The sequence below is a fragment of the Neorhizobium sp. SHOUNA12A genome (assembly GCF_023006505.1).
In the GTDB taxonomy this organism is placed as follows: Bacteria; Pseudomonadota; Alphaproteobacteria; order Rhizobiales; family Rhizobiaceae; genus Neorhizobium.
Window position 1 is genome coordinate 1 of record NZ_JALBGV010000092.1, and the last position, 21011, is coordinate 21011.

The window sequence follows — 21011 nt, forward strand, 5'->3', positions numbered from 1 at the left end:
CTTCAGCCATTCCGTCAGTGCAACATCCTGCTCTGCCATCCTTCGCACCCCTGTTGAAGTGCTAAAGATCGCCGATCATCGTTAACCGAGGATTAATCTGCCAAAGTAGTGTTAGGGATTGTCCCTTCTGAAGATCCAGTCATGGTCCGGGTGGTTCTTGAACCGCCATTTGCGGATCGGGCCGGCCATGACGTTCAGATAATACATCTCGTAGCCATAGGGCGCGCCGCAGGGATGATGGCCCTTCGGCACCAGCACGAGATCGTGGTCCGAAACGGCCATGGTCTCGTCAAGCGAGCCGTCTTCGGTGAAGACCCGCTGGAAGCCGAACCCCTGCGCCGGGTTCAGCCGGTGGTAATAGGTCTCTTCCAGATAGGTCATGTCGGGGAAAATATCCTCGTCATGCCGATGGGGCGGATAGGAGGACCAGTTGCCGGCCGGGGTGAACACCTCGGTGACCAGAAGGCTGTCGGCGACGTCCCGCTCTTCCATGGCGATCGGGTGGATGTAGCGGGTATTGGCATCCCGGCCGCGGGTATTGAGGGAAAGCCCTTCCGGCCCGATCACTGCCGCTTCGCGTCCGGGCTTGGCCGGCGCGGTGCAGACAGCGAGCGTGCATTCGGTGGTCGCCTTGGCGCTCCAGTCGGAACCAGCGGGCACATAGACGCAGTGCGGTGGCTTGCGCTCGAAGACATTCATCCGGTCGCCGAGCTCGCCGAAAGCCTTGCCGCCTCCGGAGATATCCGCCCTGCCCTCGACCAGCACGAGGATGACTTCCGTCTCGCCGGTCTTTTCGGCAGCACTTTCGCCCGGCTTCAGGCGGTAGAGGCCAAAGCCGACATAACCCCAGCCGGCATCCTTCGGCGTGACGTCATGCACCTTGCCGGATGCGCCTTTCGGCTTGCGCAGCAGGTTCGTCATGCGTCGCCCCTCCCCTTGTCGAGGCCGGCTGCCTGCGCCATCGCCTTCAGCGAGGAAAGACCCATGCTCTGGTATTCGAAGGGATTGCGCACGTCCGGGTCCTGCTCGGCCTCGATCACCAGCCAGCCTTCATAACCATGGTCGGCGGCGACCTTCAGCACCGGGGGGAAACTCACGCCGCCTTCCTTGTCGCCCGGGACGGTGAAGACGCCACGGCGCACGCCTTCGAGAAAAGAAAGGCCTTCGTTCCGCACCTGCGCGGCGACGTCTGGGCGGACGTTCTTGGCGTGGATATGGCCGACGCGGGCCATGTGATTGCTTGCGGCGCGCTCCGGATTGCCGCCGCCGAACAGGCAATGGCCGGTATCGAGCAGGAGTTTTGCATGCGGGCCGGTATTTGCCATCAGCCTGTCGATCTCGTCTTCGCTCTCAACGATCGTGCCCATGTGGTGGTGATAGACGAGGCTGATGCCCTGGCCTGCCGCAAATTCCGCCAGCGCCTCGACGCCGGCGCCGAAGGATTTCCACTCGCTGTCGGGGAGTTTCGGACGGTCGTTGACGGCCGTGCCGTCATCGCCGTGGATGGCATTCGACGTCTCGCAGACGATGATGACCTTCGAACCCATCGCCTTGAGGAGATCGAGCGCCGGCTGCATCGCTCGTTTCTCGTCCTCGACGGAGTTGACGAGCAGGTTCAGCGAGTGCCAGCCGGAAACATAGCGCAGCCCGCGCGGCTCCAGCACGGCCTTGAGCGCGGCCGGCTCCTGCGGAAACTTGTGACCCTTCTCGATACCGTCGAAGCCGATCTTCGCGGTCTCGTCGAGGCACTGGTCGAGGCTGATATGGGCGCCGAGCGAACGGTCGTCATCATTCGACCAGGCGATGGGATTGGTACCGTAGAGGATCATGTCAGCGTCTTTCCTTGAGTGCGGCTTCATAGGCGGCGCGAGCTTGCGTGACTTCAGCGCGGGTCGAGACCTCCGGCACCGCGACGTCCCACCAGTATCCCCCGCCTTCAGGCGTCGGATAAGGATCGGTGTCGATGACAATAACGGTTGCGACTTTGGCTTCCCGCGCGCCGTTCAATGCCGCTTCTAGATCCGCGATCGAGGAGACCTTGCGGGCATCGGCGCCCATTGCGGCGGCATGGGCAGCGAAATCGATCTGCATCGGGTTCGCCTGGTTGGTGTGCGCATAAAGATTGTTGAACTGCTCGCCGCCGGTCGCCATCTGCAGCCGGTTGATGCAGCCGTAACCGCGGTTGTCGGTGATCACGACGGTGATCTTGACGCCCATGGCAACGGCCGTGGCAAGCTCGGAGTTCATCATCATGTAGGAGCCGTCGCCGACCATGACGATCACGTCGCGATCCGGCTCTGCCATCTTGATGCCGAGCCCCCCGGCGATCTCGTAGCCCATGCAGGAGAAGCCGTATTCCATGTGATAGGAGAGTGGCCTGCCTGCCTTCCAGAGCTGGTGCAGCTCGCCCGGCATGGTGCCGGCTGCACACATGACGACCGTATTGTCGCGCGAGGCGCGCTGGACTGCGCCGATCACCTGCATGTCGGTCGGCAGCAGATTGCCGTCCTTGGGGGCTGCGGTGACGGCATCCGCATTGGCGAACCAGTCCTCCTTGAGGCTGGCATCCACTCCTCGGAAACGATGATCGCCGAGCGCCGCACTCACCAGCTCCAGCCCGACCTTCGCGTCCGAGACGAGCGGGATCGCTTCGTGCTTGGCGCTGTCATAGGGCTGGACATTGAGCGACAGGATACGGCGCGTCGGATTCTTGAAGAGCGCCCAGGAGCCGGTGGTGAAATCCTGGAACCGGGTGCCGACGCCAATCACCAGATCGGCATTTTCGCAAACGGCATTGGCGCTCGAAGCACCCGTCACGCCGACCGGGCCGAAATTCGAAACATGGTCCCAGGGCAGCGCCGACTTACCCGCCTGCGTCTCAACGACCGGGATATTGTGCCGGCTCGCAAATGCCGCGAGCGTCCCGGTCGCGCCGGAAAAATGCACGCCGCCGCCGGCGACGATGACTGGATTTTTTGCGCCCCGGATCGCCTCGATGGCACGCTCAAGCTCGTTCTCATCCGGCCGCGGCCGGCGCCAATGCCAGGTCTTCGACTCGAAGAAACTTTCCGGATAATCATAGGCCTCGGCCTGGGTGTCCTGGCAGAAAGCCAATGTCACTGGGCCGCAATCGGCAGTATCCGTCAGGGTTCGCATGGCGCGCGGCAGCGCGGTCAGAAGGTGTTCCGGCCGACTGATGCGGTCGAAATAACGGCTGACCGGCCGGAAGCAGTCGTTGACGCTTGCAAGGCCGTCGCCGAAATTCTCGATCTGCTGCAGGACGGGATCGGGCCCGCGATTGGCGAAGACATCGCCTGGGATGAAGAGCACCGGCAGGCGGTTCACATGCGCAAGTGCTGCCGCCGTGACCATGTTGAGCGCGCCCGGTCCGATCGAAGAGGTCACCGCCATCGCTCGGCTGCGGCGAAGCTGTTTAGAATAGGCGATCGCCGCATGGGCCATCGACTGCTCGTTCTGGCCGCGATAGGTGGGCAGGTCCGGCCGGATGCCCGCCAACGCCTCGCCCATGCCGGCGACATTGCCGTGCCCGAAGATCGCCCAGACACCGGCGATGAAGGGCACCCCCTCCTCCGTCATCTGGTTTGCGAGATAGCGCACCATCGCCTGCGCGGCGGTCAGTCTCACTGTTGTCATTGGCCGTTTCCTCCTCCGCTGCCGGCTCTTGCGCGTGCCGTGTCCCAGGCCGTGCAGAGTTCGCGGTATTTTCGCACCATGTCGGCCACCGCCTCGTCATCACCGATCGCGCCGGCAAACCACCGCCGCGCCGCATCGCCGAAAATCGTCCGGCCAACGGCAAAACCCTTCACAAGGTCGAAGCCTGCCGCGGTGGCAAAACTTTCCTCCAGCTCCGCCATCGGCGCATCGAGCCCGAGCACGACGATACCGCGCACATAGGGATCGTGCTTCTCGATCGCGGCGCAAGCATTCGCCCAGGCGGCCTCGCTCGTCATCGGTTCGAGCTTCCACCAGTCGGGGTAAACGCCGATCTCGTAGAAACGCTCGATGATATCGGCAACGGTTCGATCGTTGACCGGTCCGACCTTGGAGGGGATCACCTCCAGCAGCATTTCCAGCCGGTTGCGGCGGGTGGCGGCAAACAGGCGCTGGATCACCTCTTCCTGTTTCTCCCGCATCTCTGCCGGGTCATCGGGATGGTAGAAGCAAAGAACCTTGGCAACATTCTCGACCGGCCATTCTGTGATGCCACCGAGATCGGGACCAAGCTCTGGCTCCAGGGTCAGCGGGCGCGAGCCTGGCCATTCCACCGGCCGGCCGATCCACAATCCCGTGCCCGTCGCCTTGTAAAGCGTCTCGCGTCCGAGCCGCCCGTCGCAAAGAATGCCGTAGCCCTGCCTGCCGTCCGAGACGTCGAGCGCGGCCTTCAGGCACAGTGCCTTGAACTCGTCGATCCGCTCCGAACTTTGTCCCGCCTCATCGGCGATCGCTTCGAGTTGCATGCGGTGATCGAAGGCGAAGACCCGCAATTGCGGCCACTCGCCGGTCCGGTTGGTCGACCAGTGCACCTGCTCCAGCGCGCCGTCCTTGCGCAGCGCCTTGTCCCGGATGCCGGTGCGGAAGAAATATTGCAGCTCTTCCCAGCTCGGATAGGCCGGCGTGCAGCCGTGGCGCGAGACGGCGAAGGCGCCGCAGGCGTTGGCGTATTTCAGCGCGGTCGGCCAGTCCTCGCCGGTGAGCCAGCCCTTCAGCAGGCCTGCCATGAAGCCGTCGCCGGCGCCGAGCACGTTGAAGACCTCGATGGGAAAACCCTGCCCCGTCTGGCCCTCGTCGAGACTGTCGGGAATCTCGCCTTCAAAGACGACGGCGCCCATCGGGCCGCGCTTGCAGACCAGAGTCGCCTTGGAAACGGCGCGAACCGCTCTCAGCGCCTCGAGCGTGTCGGTCGAACCGCCGGCGATATGAAATTCCTCTTCCGTCCCGACCAACAGGTCGAACAGATGCAGGCTCGATTGCAGCTTGGCCGTCACCTTGCCGGACTCGATAAAGCGGCTTTCGCCTGCCTCATGGCCCGCAAGGCCCCACAGGTTCGGACGATAGTCAATGTCGAGGGCCGTGCGAGCGCCATTCTCGCGGGCGAGCCGCAGCGCCTTCAGGACGGCAGCCTCGGTGTTCGGGTGGGAAAGATGGGTGCCCGTGACGCAGACGCAGCCCGCTTCTGCGATAAAGCCGGGATCGATATCGTCTTCACAAAGCGCCATGTCGGCGCAGTTCTCGCGATAAAAGATCAGCGGGAACTGATGCTGGTCGCGGATACCGAGCAAAACGAGCGCCGTCAGCCGCTCCGGATCGGTCTTGACGCCGCGCACGTCGACCTTCTCGCGGATCAGCTGCTCGCGGATGAACCGGCCCATATGCTCGGCGCCGACGCGGGTGATCAGCGCCGATTTCAGCCCGAGCCGGGCCGCACCCGCGGCGATGTTCGTCGGCGAGCCGCCGATATATTTGTTGAAGGAGGCCATATCCTCCAGACGTCCGCCGACCTGCACACCGTAGAGATCAACGGACGAACGGCCGATCGTGATGAGATCCAGTGACGCCAAGATTTCCTCCCTCTCAAGATAGCGCCACCCTCCGCGGCATTTTATCGAGACTTAAAATGGATCATAAATTCCATTTTAAGAGAGTACAACATAAAAATTCAAGCCCTCTGCGATTTTGCCGTACCGACGATGACGGCGAGCGCAGTTGCCAGACAGAGCGTTGCGGCGGGCGATCGGAAAGCCCCAAAATCAATCTCGGAAACCAGAAGCGTCGTTGGGCGAAATTTCGCAAGCGGGCCAATCGCAGAGTCAGTTACGGCTACAATTGGAATCTTGCGTGCAGCCACGTCTTCGACAAGTTCAAGTGTCGGCGCCGAATAAGGCGCAAAGGTGAACGCCAACAGCGCATCGCCTTCTCGAATCGCATGCCGATTGTCCAGTTTACCTAGCGAAGTATGCAGAACCGCAGGAACTTCCATTTTCTCAAAGAGATAGGCAACGTATGTCGCCACCGAGAACGAACGTCCGAGACCAATGATATGGATCATTCCCGCAGCCACAAGCAGATTGGCGCCTTCGTTGAGAGCGACCGGGTCCACCGTGCTCAGCAGACTTTCAATCGATGCCCTGCCGGCCTCGACAAATTCGCCCAGCAGAGCGGACGGGCTTCCTTCTGGTTTTTCCCTCAGATGCAGTAGCCGGGTGGAATAGTCCGGCCACCCACCCACATAGGTTTCGCGAAACAGCCGCTGCATTTCGGAAAAGCCGGAGAACCCTAAAATTTGGCAAAAGCGCATGAAAGCTGAAGGCTGCACCCCTGCACCTTCGGCCATTTCGGCAACGGTTGAGACGGCGATCCTATCCTTGTTTGCCGCGACGTAGTCGGCACATTGGCGTAAGCGTTTCGGCAGGTTTTCCGAAACCTCGAGAAGCCGCTCCTCGAAAGCCTTTACATTGGCCGGTGGTGAGAAATTCGCCACGCTTTCCTCCTTGATCCCGCTTGACATAAACACAATGACGATCTAGCAAAATAGAATATATGTTCCAAATCTGCTTTGGACAAGCGATAATGATCTTCGCAGCGACCAAGGAAAAGGCCGAAATGACTCGGGCCGGACGCTTGCGATGGGATCCGTCGAGCTACAATGGGAGGACATCATGGTCACGAAACTGGCGCTTGTCGGCGCAGGCCGTATCGGCAAAGTGCATGCGCGTGCCATCACGCAAGACAAGCGTGCGAACCTAGTCGCGGTCGTCGACGCCATGGCGGATGCGGCAAAGGCGATCGCCGATAGCGCCGGCTGCGCCGTTAGCACGATCGAAGCCGTCGAGACGGACAAGGATATCGACGCGGTCATTATCTGCACGCCGACCAATACTCATGCCGACCTGATCGAGCGCTTCGCCAAGGCTGGCAAGGCGATTTTCTGCGAAAAGCCGATCGATCTCGACGTGGACCGCGCCAAAGCCTGCCTGGAAACGGTGCGCAAGACCGGCGCCAAGGTGATGCTCGGCTTCAACCGCCGCTTCGATCCACATTTCCTTGCAGTTCGTAAGGCGATCGACGACGGCAGGATCGGCAAGGTGGAAATGGTGACTATCACCAGCCGCGATCCAGGCCCGCCGCCGGCCGAATATATCAAGGTTTCAGGTGGCATTTTCCGCGACATGACGATCCACGACTTCGACATGGCGCGTTTCCTGCTCGGTGAGGAAATCCACAGCGTCATGGCGTCCGGCGCCGTCCTGGTCGACCCAAAAATCGGCGAGCTCGGCGATTATGACAGCGCAAGCCTCATCCTGACCACGAAAAGCGGCAGGCAGGCCATCATCTCCAACTCCCGCCGGGCGAGCTACGGTTATGACCAGCGCATTGAGGTGCACGGATCGCTCGGGTCCGTGGCCGCCGAAAACCAGCGGCCGGTCTCGATTGAGGTCGCCAACAAGGACGGCTATATCCGCCCGCCGCTGCATGATTTCTTCATGACCCGTTATACCGAGGCTTATGCGGCGGAGATCTCCGCCTTCATCGACAGCCTCGAAAGCGGCTCGGGGCCCTCGCCTTCGGCTGAGGACGGCTTGATTGCACTGGCGCTTGCCGACGCGGCATTGCGCGCAGTCAAGGAAAGCAAGACCATCGTAATCGGCGGATAGTCCGCTCAATGTCGGCCTCGGCAAAACGCTCGAGGCCGATGAAATCATTTTCCGGCCTCCGTCCGCTCACGAGTGACGGTAATTCTAACCTTGCGTGTAAATGCACACGTGTGCACCAAGTGGACAACCCAATTGCCAGCCAAATCCTCCTATTCAAATGATCTGTCGGGTCGCGCCTTGTTGTGCAAGGACGTGATCAAGGCTGCCGGCGCGCTCGTGTTGAAGGGCTTTCAGGATAATACCGGGCGCGCCACTTCCATGAAGGGTCCGCAGGACTTTCTTACCGAAACAGATGCGGCCTCCGAAGCACTGATCCGGAGCACGATTTCCGAGCATTTTCCGGTGGATGGCTTTCTCGGAGAAGAAGGAGGCGGGAAGGTTACCGATCGGCTTTGGGTCGTCGACCCGATCGACGGTACTGCCAATTTTGCCAGAGGCATTCCGCATTTTTGCATTTCGATTGCCTATGTGGAGAACTACGACTGGAAAATCGGTGCGATCTACAATCCGGCCCAAGACGAGCTCTATTTCGCTTGCCGTGGCGCCGGCGCGACGCTGAATGAGAAGCAAATCAGCGTTTCGGCCACCAGAAGCTTCGATTCGGCTTCGGTCGAATTGGGTTGGTCCGGCCGCGTGCCGAACGAAATCTACATCCGGACCATTGGCGAACTTCTCGCACTTGGCACGAACGTCCGGCGAACCGGATCCGGCGCTATGGCACTCGCCTATGTGGCCGATGGACGTTCCGATGCCTATGTCGAGTTGCACATGAACTCCTGGGACTGTGCTGCCGGGCTTTTGCTGGTTGAAGAAGCCGGCGGTGCCGTTTGCCCGTTCATGGAAATTGGCACTCTCGCCGAGGGCGGTCCGGTACTCGCCTCGACCAGGGCTATTGCCGTTGGCGTAAGCCAGGCAAGCCGAATTCCGCTCGCCGCGCCGCATCTCCTCACCACTGACCTGCATCGCGCCAGAGGATAACAATAAAGCGTCGGGAGGCTTGAAGCTGCCGGCGGAAAGGAAACGATATGGATGCCCCAATCTATACTCGCCCGGATATCAGCCTAATCGGCCGTGGTCTCGGGCCACACGGCGCCGATCTTTACATCGGCGGCAGGGAAGGCGCCAGCAATCGCGAATTGCTGAACCGCCATGGCATCACGGTCGTCGTCAACTGCGCCGTCAATCTCGACATCAATCTTGTCACGGCACCGGACGAGCCCGCATCCGACGAGATTTACGGGAGCGGCTACGCAGGTATCCGCTACTACAAGCTCGGACTGATTGATGGCCAGGGCAGCCCGGACACGATGATGCTGGGCGCCTATTATATTCTCGACGGCGCCCTGCGCCAGAGCATGCCGAAGCGGCACACCTATCCGTTTCCCGACGGCGGCAATATTCTCGTCAATTGCCGCAGCGGTCGCAGTCGCTCTGTTTCGCTTGTGGCACTGTTCCTTCACAAACAGCAGCCGCACCTTTATCCGACATTGGACGCGGCGGTTGCCCATATTCGTGAGCATCGCCAACTGCGTCCCGACGAGTGGTTCGAAACGCCAAAGCCTATGCTTTACGAGGCTGCTCGTCTTGCATCGAAATGGATTGACCTGATCACGACGGCTCCATCGGACAATGCGATCTCCAATGCCTAAATTGCCTTCCATCGCCATCATCGCCGATGCGCACTTTCATGATGTCAAAGCCGGGTTTGATTTTCCCGGCATCACGATCGAAGGCGATCGGATGGCTCTTCGCACCTGGGTCGACACACGCCAGTCCACGCGCGTATTCAATGAAAGTACGCAGGCCCTCTTCGCCGCATTGGATGAGGTGAAACGGCGCGAGATAAGACATGTCGTATTGCTCGGAGACTATTCGGACGATGGCCAGCGTGAAACGCTCGCAAGCCTTCGAAAGATCTTGACCAGGCATGTTCGCGAAAACGGGACGAACTTCTACGCCCTACCCGGCAATCATGATATTTTCGGCCCCGCCGGCCGCCATCACACCAAGGAATTTGTCGGGCAAAATGCCGACGCCGTGCAGGTGACCAGTGATAGCCAAAATATGGCACCTGGCACCATTTTCAGCGCTGGCATGTTTTGCGAAGGTTATCCCGCTGGGCTGGACGCGATGGCTGAGTTCGGCTACTTTCGCCAACTGCATTATCTGCATTGGGAAACGCCCTTCGGCGCGTCCGATGCGATCGAGGCTCGGCGATACGATGCCGTTTCGCCTGATGGCCGCAACCATTATCACCTCATGGATGCCTCCTATCTCGTCGAGCCGGAGGACGGACTCTGGCTTTTGATGATAGACGCAAACGTTTTCGAGCCGCGTGACGGATCCTACGTTGCAGGGGAAGAAGCGGCCTTCGTCGATAGTACCGCAGCGGGGTGGAACGCGCTTCTGCGCTGCAAGCCTTTCATCATCGATTGGATCGCTGACGTCTCTTCGCGAGCAAAAGCCCTGGGCAAGACGCTCCTTGCGTTTTCACATTATCCTGCGCTCGATCCGTTCGATGGTGCGACCGCCGCGGAACGGGTGCTTTTCGGAGAAACAAACGTGGCTCGCAGAACACCGCGCGCCGCCGTAGCGGACGGACTTCTGGACGCTGGACTGGTCGTGCATTTCAGCGGACACCTGCATGTCGAGGGCATTACCCGCCGGAGCCGCGGCGAGCGTGAGATCGTCAACATTGCCGTTCCCTCGATAGTCGCCTATCCGGCCGCTTTCAAGGTTGCGCGGCTCAGCCCCGACAGCATCGAAGTCGAAACCGTGGAACTCTCTGGCCTGACGCTTGATCAAAACATCTTCGCCGCATATCGGCAGGAAAGCAATCGATCGGGCACATCACAGGATGCGGCTTTCGACACGAAGAACTACGGCGCCTACTTACGGGCACATAAGGAGGCCCTCATCCATCACCGTTACTTTCCCAAGGAATGGCCGGAGGATGTCGTCGACGCGGTATCGGACCTGAATCTGCTAGAGGTTTGCCGGATCATTGATGGCAAAGCGCCTGCGGATGACGGTCTGGCAGCAATCGGCATAATCGACGCGATCGTCGATTGGTATTGCCTGAGGCAGGCGGCCGTGCTGGCCTTGGGCGACGTCACGGCGCAAAGGCGTGATGTTTACCGTAAGCTGGCGCAATCCTATGGTCGTGACCCCGCTCAAGGCAGCGACGGAACGGTCGAAACATTTCTGGCTATTTTCCTCGGTGCATTTGCCGATTTTCTGGATCGTGCCGAGCGCGGTGCCAAGTCTTTCGAGATTTCTCTGAAGCAGGAATTCGAGACGACGTGTTAACCTGAATCCGCTCTGCAGCATGACCGAATGGTGCCAATCGCCAGGCATTACCGCACTGTCTTGCGCTCAACCATTGCGACCGGCACGACCTGAAGACGTGTTTCCTGATCGTCGGATTCGAGCGCCGCAACCACGCTCTCGGTAAGGACCGAGAACGATTGCGCCACAGTCGTCAATTCATAGCTCTTCCATGCGGCCTGTGGAATGTCATCGAAACCGATGACTGACAGGTCCTCGGGCACCTTGCGTCCCGCTTCCTTGCGGGCCGCGTCCATAAATCCGAGCGCCAGAAGATCAGTTACGCAGAATGCGCCATTAATCGAGCGATCTTCGAGAAGCGCGCAGCCGGCCCGGTAACCGCTGTCATAGCTCGTCGGTCCTTCCGACCACGGGATGACCTCGGCGCCTGAGGCTTTCATCCGCTGGCTGAATGCCGTCGCGCGGCGGACCTGAGCGGGCGTGTTGCTACCGCTTGTCACCAGCGCGACTTTCGTACATTTCGCCTGCAGCAGGCGTTGCGCCGCGAGATCCGCGCCGCGAGAATCATCCGTCAGCACCAGGCTCGTGTCAGTGCGTTCGAGCATCTGGTTGATAAGAACGAGCCTGACGCCGTTTGCCGTGCATTGATCAATGATGGTTGAGGGTGGCTCGCCGGAGAGAACGACAATTGCCCTGGCCCGAAATTCGAACAGAAGCTCGATCAGCGGCGCAATGTCCCTGCGGGCATCGGCTGCATTGAGAAGAAGACATTGCATGCCCTTTCGCAAAAGCGCGATGCTCAGGAGATCCAGCTGTTTCGCGATAAAGGGCGAAGATAGATTGGCACCGACGACGCCGATCAAGTTCGACCGGTCATTGTTCAGGCCCTGCGCCAACCGGTTCACCCGATAACCGAGTTCCCGAGCTGCCTTAAGGACCTTGCGCTTGACCGCGGGCGAAACACTTCCGCCTTCGGTGAACGTCCGCGAGACTGCGGAACGGGAGACCCCGGCCCGCCTTGCCACTTCTTCAGCCGTCACGAACGCTCGCGCCATACACCCTCCTGTCGCCGAACTTCCGGTTTCGTTCATCCTGCGCCACCTGCGTGGCGGCGCTTACATAAGTGTCCGGAAATCAAGATGTCTGCAAGCGCTCACAACAAGCCTACTTATCGGCACTCGCCATACGAAAGCCCATCGCAGCAAATTTGTCTGCGTCAGGACGGAGGCGTACAAAAATCTTGTCAGACATTAAAAAAAATCAATAAGAACCAGTGGCTTAACTCGATGATCACGTGTGCATTTTTTTATTGACAAAAATTCCACGCGAGCAGATTATGCATTCCATGGGCGGGACTTAAATAGAATTTTTGTTCTGCGCGGGTTCGCGATGGTCGGCCTTCGCTTGGGGAGTTTGCGAAGATCGATATCCAGGTGGGCAGCGATGCCGACGATGGATGCGAGCAGGGAGGATTGGTATAGATCAACGCGACTTCTGTCCTGCAGATGCCGGTCCTGCCCGGTATATCGGACGACAGTCTCGCGCCACTTCCCTGCACGCAATGTCGCCGCTCGCTACCCGATCGTCGCATTCCGAATTCCAAAGGGGAAGAGAATGGCCTTATTCAGTGAAGCAACGAAGGCGTCGCCCGCCAGTGGCGGCACGCGCCAGCCTACCGCCTGGCAAGGGTGGCGTTACCGGGCGAAGGTCGCATCACGCGAACCCACAACGCTGATCGGCGTGCTGACCGCACTTCTATTCACCTACCTTATCGCCGTACCGATCGTCTCGATCGTACTCGACGCCGTTCGCGTACAGTTCGGGCATGAACGGCGGCTCGGCAAGGATATCGGTGATCTAACGAGCTATTATCTCGACCGCGTCTTCATGTCGCCTGTTTCGGTGGATCTCTTCTGGCGGCCGTTGTTCAATACATTGACGGTGGCGGTCGGCGCCATATTGCTGTCTCTCGTCATTGGCGGGATTCTCGCCTGGCTGATCAGCCGGACGGATATGTTTGGCCGACGCTGGTTCGCAACCGCCCTGATCGTTCCCTACATGCTGCCTGCGTGGACGTTTGCGCTTGCTTGGACGACCCTTTTCAAGAACCGTACCGTCGGCGGCCAGCCGGGATGGTTCGAGGCCACGGGCTTCACGCCGCCGGATTGGGTCGCTTATGGCCGCTTCCCGATCACCATTATCCTGGCCCTCCACTATACGCCGTTCGTCCTTCTGCTATTTGGCTCGGCTCTTCGTCGCTTCGATTCGCAGCTCGAGGACTCCGCTCGAATTCTGGGCGCCCGGCGATATCAGGTCGCTCTCAAGATCATCCTGCCGCTGATGCGCCCGGCACTCCTCTCGTCGATGGTTCTGATTTTTGCAAAATGCCTCGGCGAATTCGGTGTGCCTTACGTACTCGGCCTGCCGGTAAAATTCGAAGTCCTTTCCACATCGCTGTTCCGCAGCATTGCCTCCCGTCAGACGGGTGTCGCTGGCGTCGTCGCCGCATCGATCATGATCATCGGCATCATAACGTTGATAATCGATGCGCGGCTTGTGCGGGAAGCGCGCCGCTTCGTCACAGTCGGCTCCAAGGGGTCGATGAACCGGCAGAACCGCCTTGGCAAGATGCGACTTCCTGCGACGGTATTCGCGGCGGCTATTTTTGTTCTGAGTGTCGGCTTGCCGCTCGTGACCCTGTTTCTGTCGACGGTCATGAAGATGCCGGCGCGCTTCACGCTCGACAATTTCACACTCGACTACTGGATTGGCACCAACCTCAATACCGTCGCGCTGCAGACAGGCGTGCTCCTGAGCCCGGACCTCTGGTCTGCCGCCAAGAACACCCTGACGATCGTCGGTCTTGCATCGCTCACCTCCGGTATTCTCGGTCTGCTGGTGGGATATGTCGTCATCCGCACGCCGGTCCGCGCGTTGTCGATATATCTGCGGCAGGTCACCTTTTTGCCCTATCTTGTTCCCGGCATCGCATTTGCTGCTGCTTATCTGTCGCTATTTGCCGTCCCGCGCGGTCCCATGCCGGCTCTCTACGGCACGGTGACCATCCTGGTGCTGGCGCTGATCGCCGACCAGATGCCTTACGCCTCCCGTGCGGGCATCTCCGCCATGACTCAGCTTGGCAAGGAGCCTGAAGAGGCTGCGCAGATTGCTGGCGCAGGGTGGCTCCGCCGCATGATTTTGATTGTCATCCCGATCCAGAAGGGGTCGCTCGTCACCGGCGTTCTGCTGCCGTTCATCTCCGGCATCAAGGGGTTGAGCCTGTTCGTTATCCTCGCCGTGCCAAGCACCGACGTTTTGACGACCTATTCGCTGCGCCTCGTCGACTACCACTACACGCAGGCGGCCAATGCTGTCGTGCTCATGATCGCGACGATCGCCTATCTCGGAACGCTGGCGGCCCAAAAACTCACCAAAACCAATCTCGCAGAAGGACTCGGAAGCTGATGCCGACTATCAATCTCAACGGCGCACAGAAAAATTACGGCGTCAATTCAGCCAATGCAGTCTCCGATCTGGATCTCGAAATCGGCGATGGCGAGTTCATGTGCCTTCTGGGACCATCGGGCTGCGGCAAGACAACGACGCTGCGGATGATCGCCGGATTGGAGAACCTATCCGGTGGCGAAATCAGGATCGGCGAGAAGGTTGTGGACTCAGTTCAGGAGGGTGTCTTCGTACCGCCGGAAAAGCGTGAAATGGGCCTCGTCTTCCAGAGCTATGCACTCTGGCCGCACATGACGATCGAACGCAATACGGATTTCGGCCTGCGTCTGCGCAAGCTGCCGAAGGCCGAGCGCGAAGCGCGGGTTGAACAGGTCATGCAGGCGCTCGACATCGCCAAATATCGGGACCGCTATCCGTCCCAGCTTTCGGGGGGCCAGCAGCAGCGCGTGGCTCTCGCCCGGATGCTCGCGGTCAATCCCGGTGTTCTCTTGCTCGACGAGCCGCTTTCCAACCTTGATGCCCGCTTGCGCCTTGAAATGCGCGCGGAGCTCAAACGTATTCACAAGGAATTCAAGACGACGATCGTCTTCGTCACCCATGATCAATGGGAGGCAATGACGCTCGCGACCACGATCGCCGTCATGAACAATGGCACTCTTCAGCAGATGGGCACTCCGAACGAGATCTACGATCGCCCGGCCAATCGTTTCGTTGCGGAATTTGTCGGCAGTCCCCCGATCAACATCCTCGATCTGGACACCGCCGACATGACCAACGTCGCCCGGGAGGCGGCCGTATTCCTCTCCGCGCGACAACCGTCGCTGAAGGGAATCGGTGCGATCGGTCTCCGCCCAGAGGCAATCGGCTATACTGACGACAAGGTGCAGATCCCGTCCGACAGTTTCAGCGGCGAGATGATCGTGACGGGCGTGCTGCCGACAGGCGGAAGCTGGATCCTCGAGCTCAGAAGCGACAACAACACGCTCTTTCTGACGACGTCGGTACTGCCTCGGGTAGAGCTTGGCACAAAAACACATTTCTATGCGGAAACGGGCGCGCTGCACGTTTTTGACAAGGCCGGCAGGAGGATCGCCGAAGCGGACAGCCTCCTTAGAGACGCAGCCATTAACTGAATCACTGCAAGGAAAACGACGACTCAAGGGAGGAAAGGTCGATGATTTCTCGCATGAACAACACATTTTACCGAAGGGCGCAGGCGATGCTTCTCTCGGCGGCATTTCTGACTGGAACGGCTGGAGGATCGATCGCAGCAGACGCCTTTGATCTGCAGGCCCTGGTCGAAGCGGCCAAAAAGGAGGCCCCGATCACTGTCTACGACAGCACCGGCAAGATCGTAGACATGGCGAAAGCCTTTTCGGCCAAATACGGGCTTCGCGCAGAGGGAGCGAAGGTCAAGGCAGCGGCCCAGCTAGAAATGATGATCCGCGAGGCCCAGGCGAAGAACGTTCAGGGCGACGTCTCGATCGTAAGCGACGCTCCAGCGGCCATGGCTCAACTTCTGCCGCAGGGTTTCGCGGAAAGCTGGCTGCCGCCGGACATGGCTTCCAAAATCCCGGCGGAATATCAGGCCCCTCTGACAGTCGTCACGAGCGCCAACGTCTGGGCTTACAACACCGCTCTTTTTGACAAGTGCCCCGTGACCAACATTTGGCAGCTTACCGAGCCCAAGTGGAAGGGCAAAGTGGCGATGCAGGATCCGCTGGGAAAGTCATCCTACATCGATTGGTTTAACCAGATGTCGAAGCACGGCGACGATAAGATCGCCGCTGCCTACAAGGAGCTTTACGGCAAAGATCTGGCTCCGGACGAGAGCAGTGCCACCGCTGCATGGGTCAAAGCACTCGCCGCCAACAGTCCGCTTCTCACCGACGCCGACGCCGGCGCGGCCGATGCCGTCGCCGCACCGGGACAGACCCAGCCTTTCATGGGAATGATCAGTTCGGCGAAGTTTCGTGACAACAAGGACAAGGGCATGAAGCTCGGTCTTTGCAAGGATCTGAAGCCGTGGCTGGGATGGATGTATCCAGGGATCGGCCTGATCGCCAAGGGCACCAAGAGCCCTAATGCCGCAAGGCTGTTCATCCACTACATCATGACTGCCGAAGGCATCGCACCCCAGGCAGAAGACGGTAAGATATCCACCAACCGTGACGTCTCCCTGCCCGCGGGCGAACCGTCAGGGGTCGGTGCCCTGCTTAGCCAGGTTCTTCCTTACCAGATGGCGACAAGCCTTAACGACTGGGATGAACGGGACGCATGGCAGGATTTCTGGCGCTTGAACTATCGAAAGTAACGGGAGGGACAAATGAAGACGTTGAGAAAGCATAGGGCTGCCGGTGTGGCGGGTTGGGCATTGGCTGCCTTGCTGCCTGCCAGCATCGCGGCGGCGCAAGACGATAAATTCAATCTCGATACCCTCATTGAGGCGGCACGCAAGGAACAGCCCATCACGGTCTATGCCGTAACCGGAAAGATCGTCGAGACGGCGAAGGCATTTTCCGAGAAATATGGAGTGAAGGCGACCGGCAAGAAGGTCAACGAGGCCACGCAGATCGAACTTATGATCCGCGAGCATCAGGCGGGGAACGTCGTTGGCGACATCAGCGTCGCGACCGATGTCGCCTCGGCCATGGGGCAGCTCTTGCCGGAGGGCATCGCCACAAGCTGGACGCCGCCCGATATTGCCGCCGACATCCCGGAAAAATACCGCAACCCGCTCGTGGTCGTCTCTGACCCGCATGTCTGGACCTACAACACCCAGAGATATGCCAAATGCCCCATCGACAACGTCTGGCAATTGACCGAACCGGAGTGGAAGAGCAAGGTTGCCATGCTCGACCTGTTCGACAAGCCGCTCTATGCCGACTGGTTCAACCAGATGGAAAAGCATCATGACGGAGACATGGCGCGTGCCTATGAACTCCGCTACGGCAAGAAGCTCGATACAGGCAAGGAAAGCGCAACCGCTACCTGGGTAAAAGCCTTTGCCGACAACGGCCCTTTGCTGTCGGACTCCGCCACGGTTGCCAATGCCGCTGGTGCGCCCAATCAGCCGAACCCCTTCTTCGTTATCACCTCCACGGCCAAATACCGTGACAATATCACGAGCGGTCTCAAGCTCGGTATGTGTACCGATATCAAGCCGTTTGCAGGTTTTCTTTATCCGGGCTTCGGCCTGATTGCTGCAAAGACGAAGAGCCCCAACGCAGCCAAGCTGTTCATCCGCTATCTGATGACGGAGGAAGGCGTTGCGCCACAGACGGTGGACGGAAAGGTCTCCGGCAATTCCAAGATCAGCTTGTCTGCGGATGAGCCGTCAGGGGTCTCGGCATATCTCGGCCGGCTGATGACTTTCGAATCCACAACGTCAGACGACGATCTCGACAGGCGCGAAAGCTGGCAGGACCTCTGGCGCGTCAACTACAGGAAATGAACAAGCGCGAACCTCTGTTCGCGCCATTCCTTGGGAGGGGAAGGTGAACGAAGTGATTGCAAAAAAACGCATGAAAATTTCGGTCTTTGCTCTTGCGGTGGGGCTCGGTGTTCCGCACGCACGCGCTGCAGACGATCTCAACGCGTTGATCGAAGCCGCGAAGACGGAAAAGCCGATCAACGTCTATGACAGCACCGGCAAGATTGTCGAAATGGCGGAAGGCTTTACCAAAAAATACGGGCTCAAGGCGACTGGGGTGAAAGTTTCGGCAAACAACCAGCTCGAAATGATCATCCGCGAAAGCCAGGCCGGCAATGTTCAGGGCGACGTCGCGCTAATCACCGACACTCCGGCAGCGCTCGCGCAGTTGCTGCCGCAGGGCTTCGCGCAGAGCTACCTGCCGGATGACATGAAGGCGAAGATTCCCACGGAGTTCCAGAATCCGCTGGCGATCTCCACCAATGCCAACGTCTGGGCTTACAATACGGAGGTCTATGATAAATGCCCGGTCGAAAACATCTGGGAGATTACTGGCCCGAAATGGAAGGGCAAGGTCGTGCTTGTCGATCCGCTGACCAAGAGCACCTACACGGACTGGTTCAGCCAGATGGAGAAGCATGCCGACGGCAAAGTCTCAGACGCCTATAAGATGCTTTATGGTAAGCCGTTCGAGACCAAGGAAAAAAGCGCATCCGCAGCCTGGATCAAGGCGGTCGCGGCAAATGCGCCATTGCTGGTCGATGGTGACGATCCTGCTTCGGAAGCGATCGGTGCGCCGGGGCAGAGGACACCATTCTTCGGGCTCCTGAGTTCCGCCAAGTTCAGGGACAACAAGGACAAAGGCTACAAGCTCGGTCTTTGCAAGGATCTGCAGCCTTGGGTGGGTTGGACCTATACCAAACTCGGTCTGATCGCCTCCAAGACGAAGAGCCCCAATATGGCGAAGCTCTTCATTCGTTACGCTCTGACGGAAGAGGGCATCGCCCCACAGATGAAGGATGGCAAGCTGCCTACCAATATCGATGTAAAAATGCTTGCCAACGAGCCGTCGGGATTGGCGGCTGTCTCCAACCGTCTCTTTGCCTATGAAGCATCGACCGGCTTGACGGATTTCGAACGCCGTGAGGAATGGCAGGACTTCTGGCGCTTGAACTACAGCAAATGACCCATGCCGGCACGCGGTCGACCCTGTCCGCGTGTCGGGACCTTGATGATGGAAAGATGACATGACCAGTTTGCAGAAAGCTTCGGACGATTTTCCAGAAACTCGAGAACAGCGCGTGGCGGAGGCAAAGCGCCTCATGGCTGTGGCGATGATGGCTGCCAGCGCGGTGCAGGCGCCGCTCATGGCTGCTTTCAGATCGGATATGGAGATAGGCTACAAACGCGACCTGCACGATGTCGTCACCGTGCACGACAAGAACGCTGAAACTACCATCCGCAACATCATTCTCGACAACGAGCCAAATTCGGCCATCCTTGGGGAAGAAGGCGGACAGATCGGCGATGGCGACATCCAATGGTATGTCGATCCCATCGATGGCACGGCGAACTTCGCCAGCGGTTTTGCTTTCTGGTGCGTATCTATTGCGGCGGTTCGGGATGGCACCCTCATGGCCGGAGTGGTGTTCGATCCGGTTGCGAACGCACTGTTCTCAGCCGATCTCGAGCATTCCTACCTGAACGGCCGGCTCATACAATCAAAAGCCGCAGACGACGAGCGGCGTGCGACGCTGATCACCGGCTATCCCGTGTCGCGCGATTTTCATCTCGACGGACGAGACATTGCTCTGGCCCATCTTGGCGATCTCGTTGACACATTCTCAACCGTGCGCCGGCCGGGTAGCGCGGCACTTAGCATCGCACATGTGGCGGCCGGTTTTATCGACGCGGCGGCAGGTTTCGGCGTCAACGCCTGGGATGTGGCGGCCGCAATCCTGATCCTGAAGAACGCGGGTGGTCGTTACGAGCCCATGACGTTAGGAAAGGTGCCGCCAGGCAGCGCTGACTTCATGTGCCCAGGTTATGTCGCTACCGGCAATGGAGGAGACTACCCCACCCTCAATCGGATCGCGCGGGAAATCTCTAACGCTCGCAACGGCAAGGTTTCGGGGAGCAACGGGGCGGCGTGACGGACATGTTGAGCACAAAGAACGAATTCGTTGCCGAAAAAGATGAAGCGCAATCGCTCGAAAAGCTGAGCCTCATCTATGAAAAGCATCCGGCCTATGGTGTGGACCTCTACATCTCCGGCAAGGAAGGTGCGAGCGATCTACCCATGCTGCGCGAGCACGGCATCACCACTGTCGTCAACTGCGCAGTCAATCTTGACTTCAACTACGTGCAGCCAGCGACACTGGTTGCGGACCATGAGGGTAGTGTCTACGGGCCGGGGGAAATCCGTTACTACAAAATCGGCCTCATTGACGGCAGCGGAAATCCCGACACACAGATGCTCGCCGCCTATTACATTCTGAAAGCGGCGCTCGAGCAAGTTTTGCCCGAAAAGCCATCCTATCCGCGCCGCGAACAAGGCGGCGTGCTTATCAATTGCCGAGGGGGGAGATCCCGCTCCGTCGTCGTCGTCTCGCTTTTCCTGCACGCGACTTTGCCGCAGGAATTCCCCACGCTCGAAAGTGCCATCGCGTTTGTCCGGACACAGCGAAGGCTTCCCGAAAAAGAGTGGTACAAGGCGCCGAAGCCGGTGCTCATTGAGGCCGCCAGGCATGCGGCTACGTGGATTCTGGATATCGAGGGAAATTCGTGGCCGGTGCCTCCAAAATGACCTTCATCATCGCCATCCTCGCACTTGCAGGACACATCGCCCTTCTTCTCTGGGGCACGAGAATGGTCCAGACCGGGATCCAGCGAGCCTTTGGTCCCAGCCTGAGGTCGTTCTTGGGTCATGCCCTGAGCAACCGCTTCAAAGCATTTCTGGCCGGACTGGGTGTGACCGCGATCTTGCAAAGCAGCACGGCCACAGGCTTGATGGCATCGGGCTTTGCTGCTGGCGGGCTAGTTGTTTAGTCCCGGCATTTGATGGATTGGATCGATGATGAATCGATCCGGCTCCAAAGTCCACCGTTTGCATATGAACTCGTAGGGCGTGAGGCCCTTTAGCGTCTTGAGCC

Annotated in this window: 17 protein-coding genes and 2 pseudogenes; 12 read left to right on the forward strand and 7 right to left on the reverse strand. The window is 59.3% G+C overall.

The genetic code is table 11. From position 1 onward, the window contains the following. Window positions 1-111: 111 nt before the first annotated feature. The 5 genes from iolB to MOV63_RS27310 all read right to left on the reverse strand — a co-directional run bounded on the left by iolB (window position 112) and on the right by MOV63_RS27310 (window position 6526). Window positions 112-921, reverse strand: a complete 810-nt coding sequence (gene iolB / locus MOV63_RS27290) for a 5-deoxy-glucuronate isomerase (RefSeq protein WP_247038629.1) — start codon at window positions 919-921, stop codon at window positions 112-114. Then, window positions 918-1829, reverse strand: a complete 912-nt coding sequence (iolE, locus tag MOV63_RS27295) for a myo-inosose-2 dehydratase (RefSeq protein ID WP_247038630.1) — start codon at window positions 1827-1829, stop codon at window positions 918-920. Before iolE ends, iolB begins: the two co-directional genes overlap by 4 nt. 1 nt (window position 1830) lies before the next feature. Then, window positions 1831-3654 carry a 3D-(3,5/4)-trihydroxycyclohexane-1,2-dione acylhydrolase (decyclizing) gene (iolD, locus tag MOV63_RS27300; RefSeq protein ID WP_247038632.1) on the reverse strand — a complete coding sequence of 608 codons (1824 nt, stop codon included), beginning with the start codon at window positions 3652-3654 and terminating at the stop codon, window positions 1831-1833. Beyond that, on the reverse strand, window positions 3651-5579 hold the full coding sequence (gene iolC, locus MOV63_RS27305) for a 5-dehydro-2-deoxygluconokinase (protein WP_247038634.1): 1929 nt from the start codon (window positions 5577-5579) through the stop codon (window positions 3651-3653). Before iolC ends, iolD begins: the two co-directional genes overlap by 4 nt. A 98-nt stretch (window positions 5580-5677) precedes the next feature. After that, window positions 5678-6526 (reverse strand): MurR/RpiR family transcriptional regulator, encoded by an 849-nt coding sequence (locus MOV63_RS27310; protein ID WP_051900623.1) that lies wholly within the window; start codon window positions 6524-6526, stop codon window positions 5678-5680. A 151-nt stretch (window positions 6527-6677) separates the two neighbouring features. Between MOV63_RS27310 and iolG the strand changes: the two genes are divergently transcribed. The 4 genes from iolG (at window position 6678) to MOV63_RS27330 (ending at window position 10982) form a co-directional block, all read left to right on the forward strand. Then, window positions 6678-7673, forward strand: coding sequence for an inositol 2-dehydrogenase (gene iolG, locus MOV63_RS27315; protein ID WP_040125491.1), 996 nt, complete (start codon window positions 6678-6680; stop codon window positions 7671-7673). Window positions 7674-7805: 132 nt separating this feature from the next. Next, a complete protein-coding gene (locus MOV63_RS27320) occupies window positions 7806-8651 on the forward strand; it encodes an inositol monophosphatase family protein (protein ID WP_040125492.1) in 846 nt (281 codons plus the stop codon). A 47-nt stretch (window positions 8652-8698) separates the two neighbouring features. Continuing rightward, window positions 8699-9322 carry a dual specificity protein phosphatase gene (locus MOV63_RS27325; protein ID WP_051900625.1) on the forward strand — a complete coding sequence of 208 codons (624 nt, stop codon included), beginning with the start codon at window positions 8699-8701 and terminating at the stop codon, window positions 9320-9322. Beyond that, complete coding sequence (locus MOV63_RS27330) at window positions 9315-10982, forward strand: metallophosphoesterase (RefSeq protein ID WP_040125493.1); 1668 nt, start codon at window positions 9315-9317, stop codon at window positions 10980-10982. The genes MOV63_RS27325 and MOV63_RS27330 overlap by 8 nt, the downstream gene beginning before the upstream one ends. 47 nt (window positions 10983-11029) lie before the next feature. Here MOV63_RS27330 and MOV63_RS27335 read toward each other — a convergent pair whose 3' ends face one another. Further along, window positions 11030-12016, reverse strand: a complete 987-nt coding sequence (locus MOV63_RS27335) for a LacI family DNA-binding transcriptional regulator (protein WP_040125494.1) — start codon at window positions 12014-12016, stop codon at window positions 11030-11032. 559 nt (window positions 12017-12575) lie between these two features. Between MOV63_RS27335 and MOV63_RS27340 the strand changes: the two genes are divergently transcribed. From MOV63_RS27340 to MOV63_RS27375, 8 genes and pseudogenes are all read left to right on the forward strand, one after another. Continuing rightward, window positions 12576-14426 carry an iron ABC transporter permease gene (locus tag MOV63_RS27340; protein WP_247038636.1) on the forward strand — a complete coding sequence of 617 codons (1851 nt, stop codon included), beginning with the start codon at window positions 12576-12578 and terminating at the stop codon, window positions 14424-14426. Next, window positions 14426-15559: an ABC transporter ATP-binding protein gene (locus tag MOV63_RS27345; RefSeq protein WP_247038638.1), complete on the forward strand. Its 1134-nt coding sequence runs from the start codon at window positions 14426-14428 to the stop codon at window positions 15557-15559. The genes MOV63_RS27340 and MOV63_RS27345 overlap by 1 nt, the downstream gene beginning before the upstream one ends. Window positions 15560-15645: 86 nt before the next feature. Next, window positions 15646-16740 (forward strand): ABC transporter substrate-binding protein, encoded by a 1095-nt coding sequence (locus tag MOV63_RS27350; RefSeq protein ID WP_040125905.1) that lies wholly within the window; start codon window positions 15646-15648, stop codon window positions 16738-16740. Between the two features lie 12 nt (window positions 16741-16752). Next, the gene (locus tag MOV63_RS27355) at window positions 16753-17880 is read left to right on the forward strand and encodes an ABC transporter substrate-binding protein (protein WP_247038640.1); all 1128 of its coding nucleotides are present in this window, start codon (window positions 16753-16755) and stop codon (window positions 17878-17880) included. Window positions 17881-17950: 70 nt separating this feature from the next. Beyond that, window positions 17951-19045 (forward strand): ABC transporter substrate-binding protein, encoded by a 1095-nt coding sequence (locus MOV63_RS27360; protein ID WP_051900627.1) that lies wholly within the window; start codon window positions 17951-17953, stop codon window positions 19043-19045. A 61-nt stretch (window positions 19046-19106) separates the two neighbouring features. Beyond that, window positions 19107-20012: an inositol monophosphatase gene (locus tag MOV63_RS27365; protein ID WP_051900628.1), complete on the forward strand. Its 906-nt coding sequence runs from the start codon at window positions 19107-19109 to the stop codon at window positions 20010-20012. Window positions 20013-20017: 5 nt separating this feature from the next. Continuing rightward, window positions 20018-20665, forward strand: coding sequence for a dual specificity protein phosphatase (locus MOV63_RS27370; RefSeq protein WP_247038642.1), 648 nt, complete (start codon window positions 20018-20020; stop codon window positions 20663-20665). Next, window positions 20662-20901: pseudogene (locus MOV63_RS27375) on the forward strand (Na/Pi cotransporter family protein); the annotation flags it as partial. The gene MOV63_RS27370 and the pseudogene MOV63_RS27375, both read left to right, overlap by 4 nt. Here the strand turns inward: MOV63_RS27375 and MOV63_RS27380 are convergent. Further along, window positions 20896-21011 (reverse strand): annotated as a pseudogene (locus MOV63_RS27380) (IS481 family transposase); the annotation flags it as partial. The pseudogenes MOV63_RS27375 and MOV63_RS27380 overlap by 6 nt on opposite strands.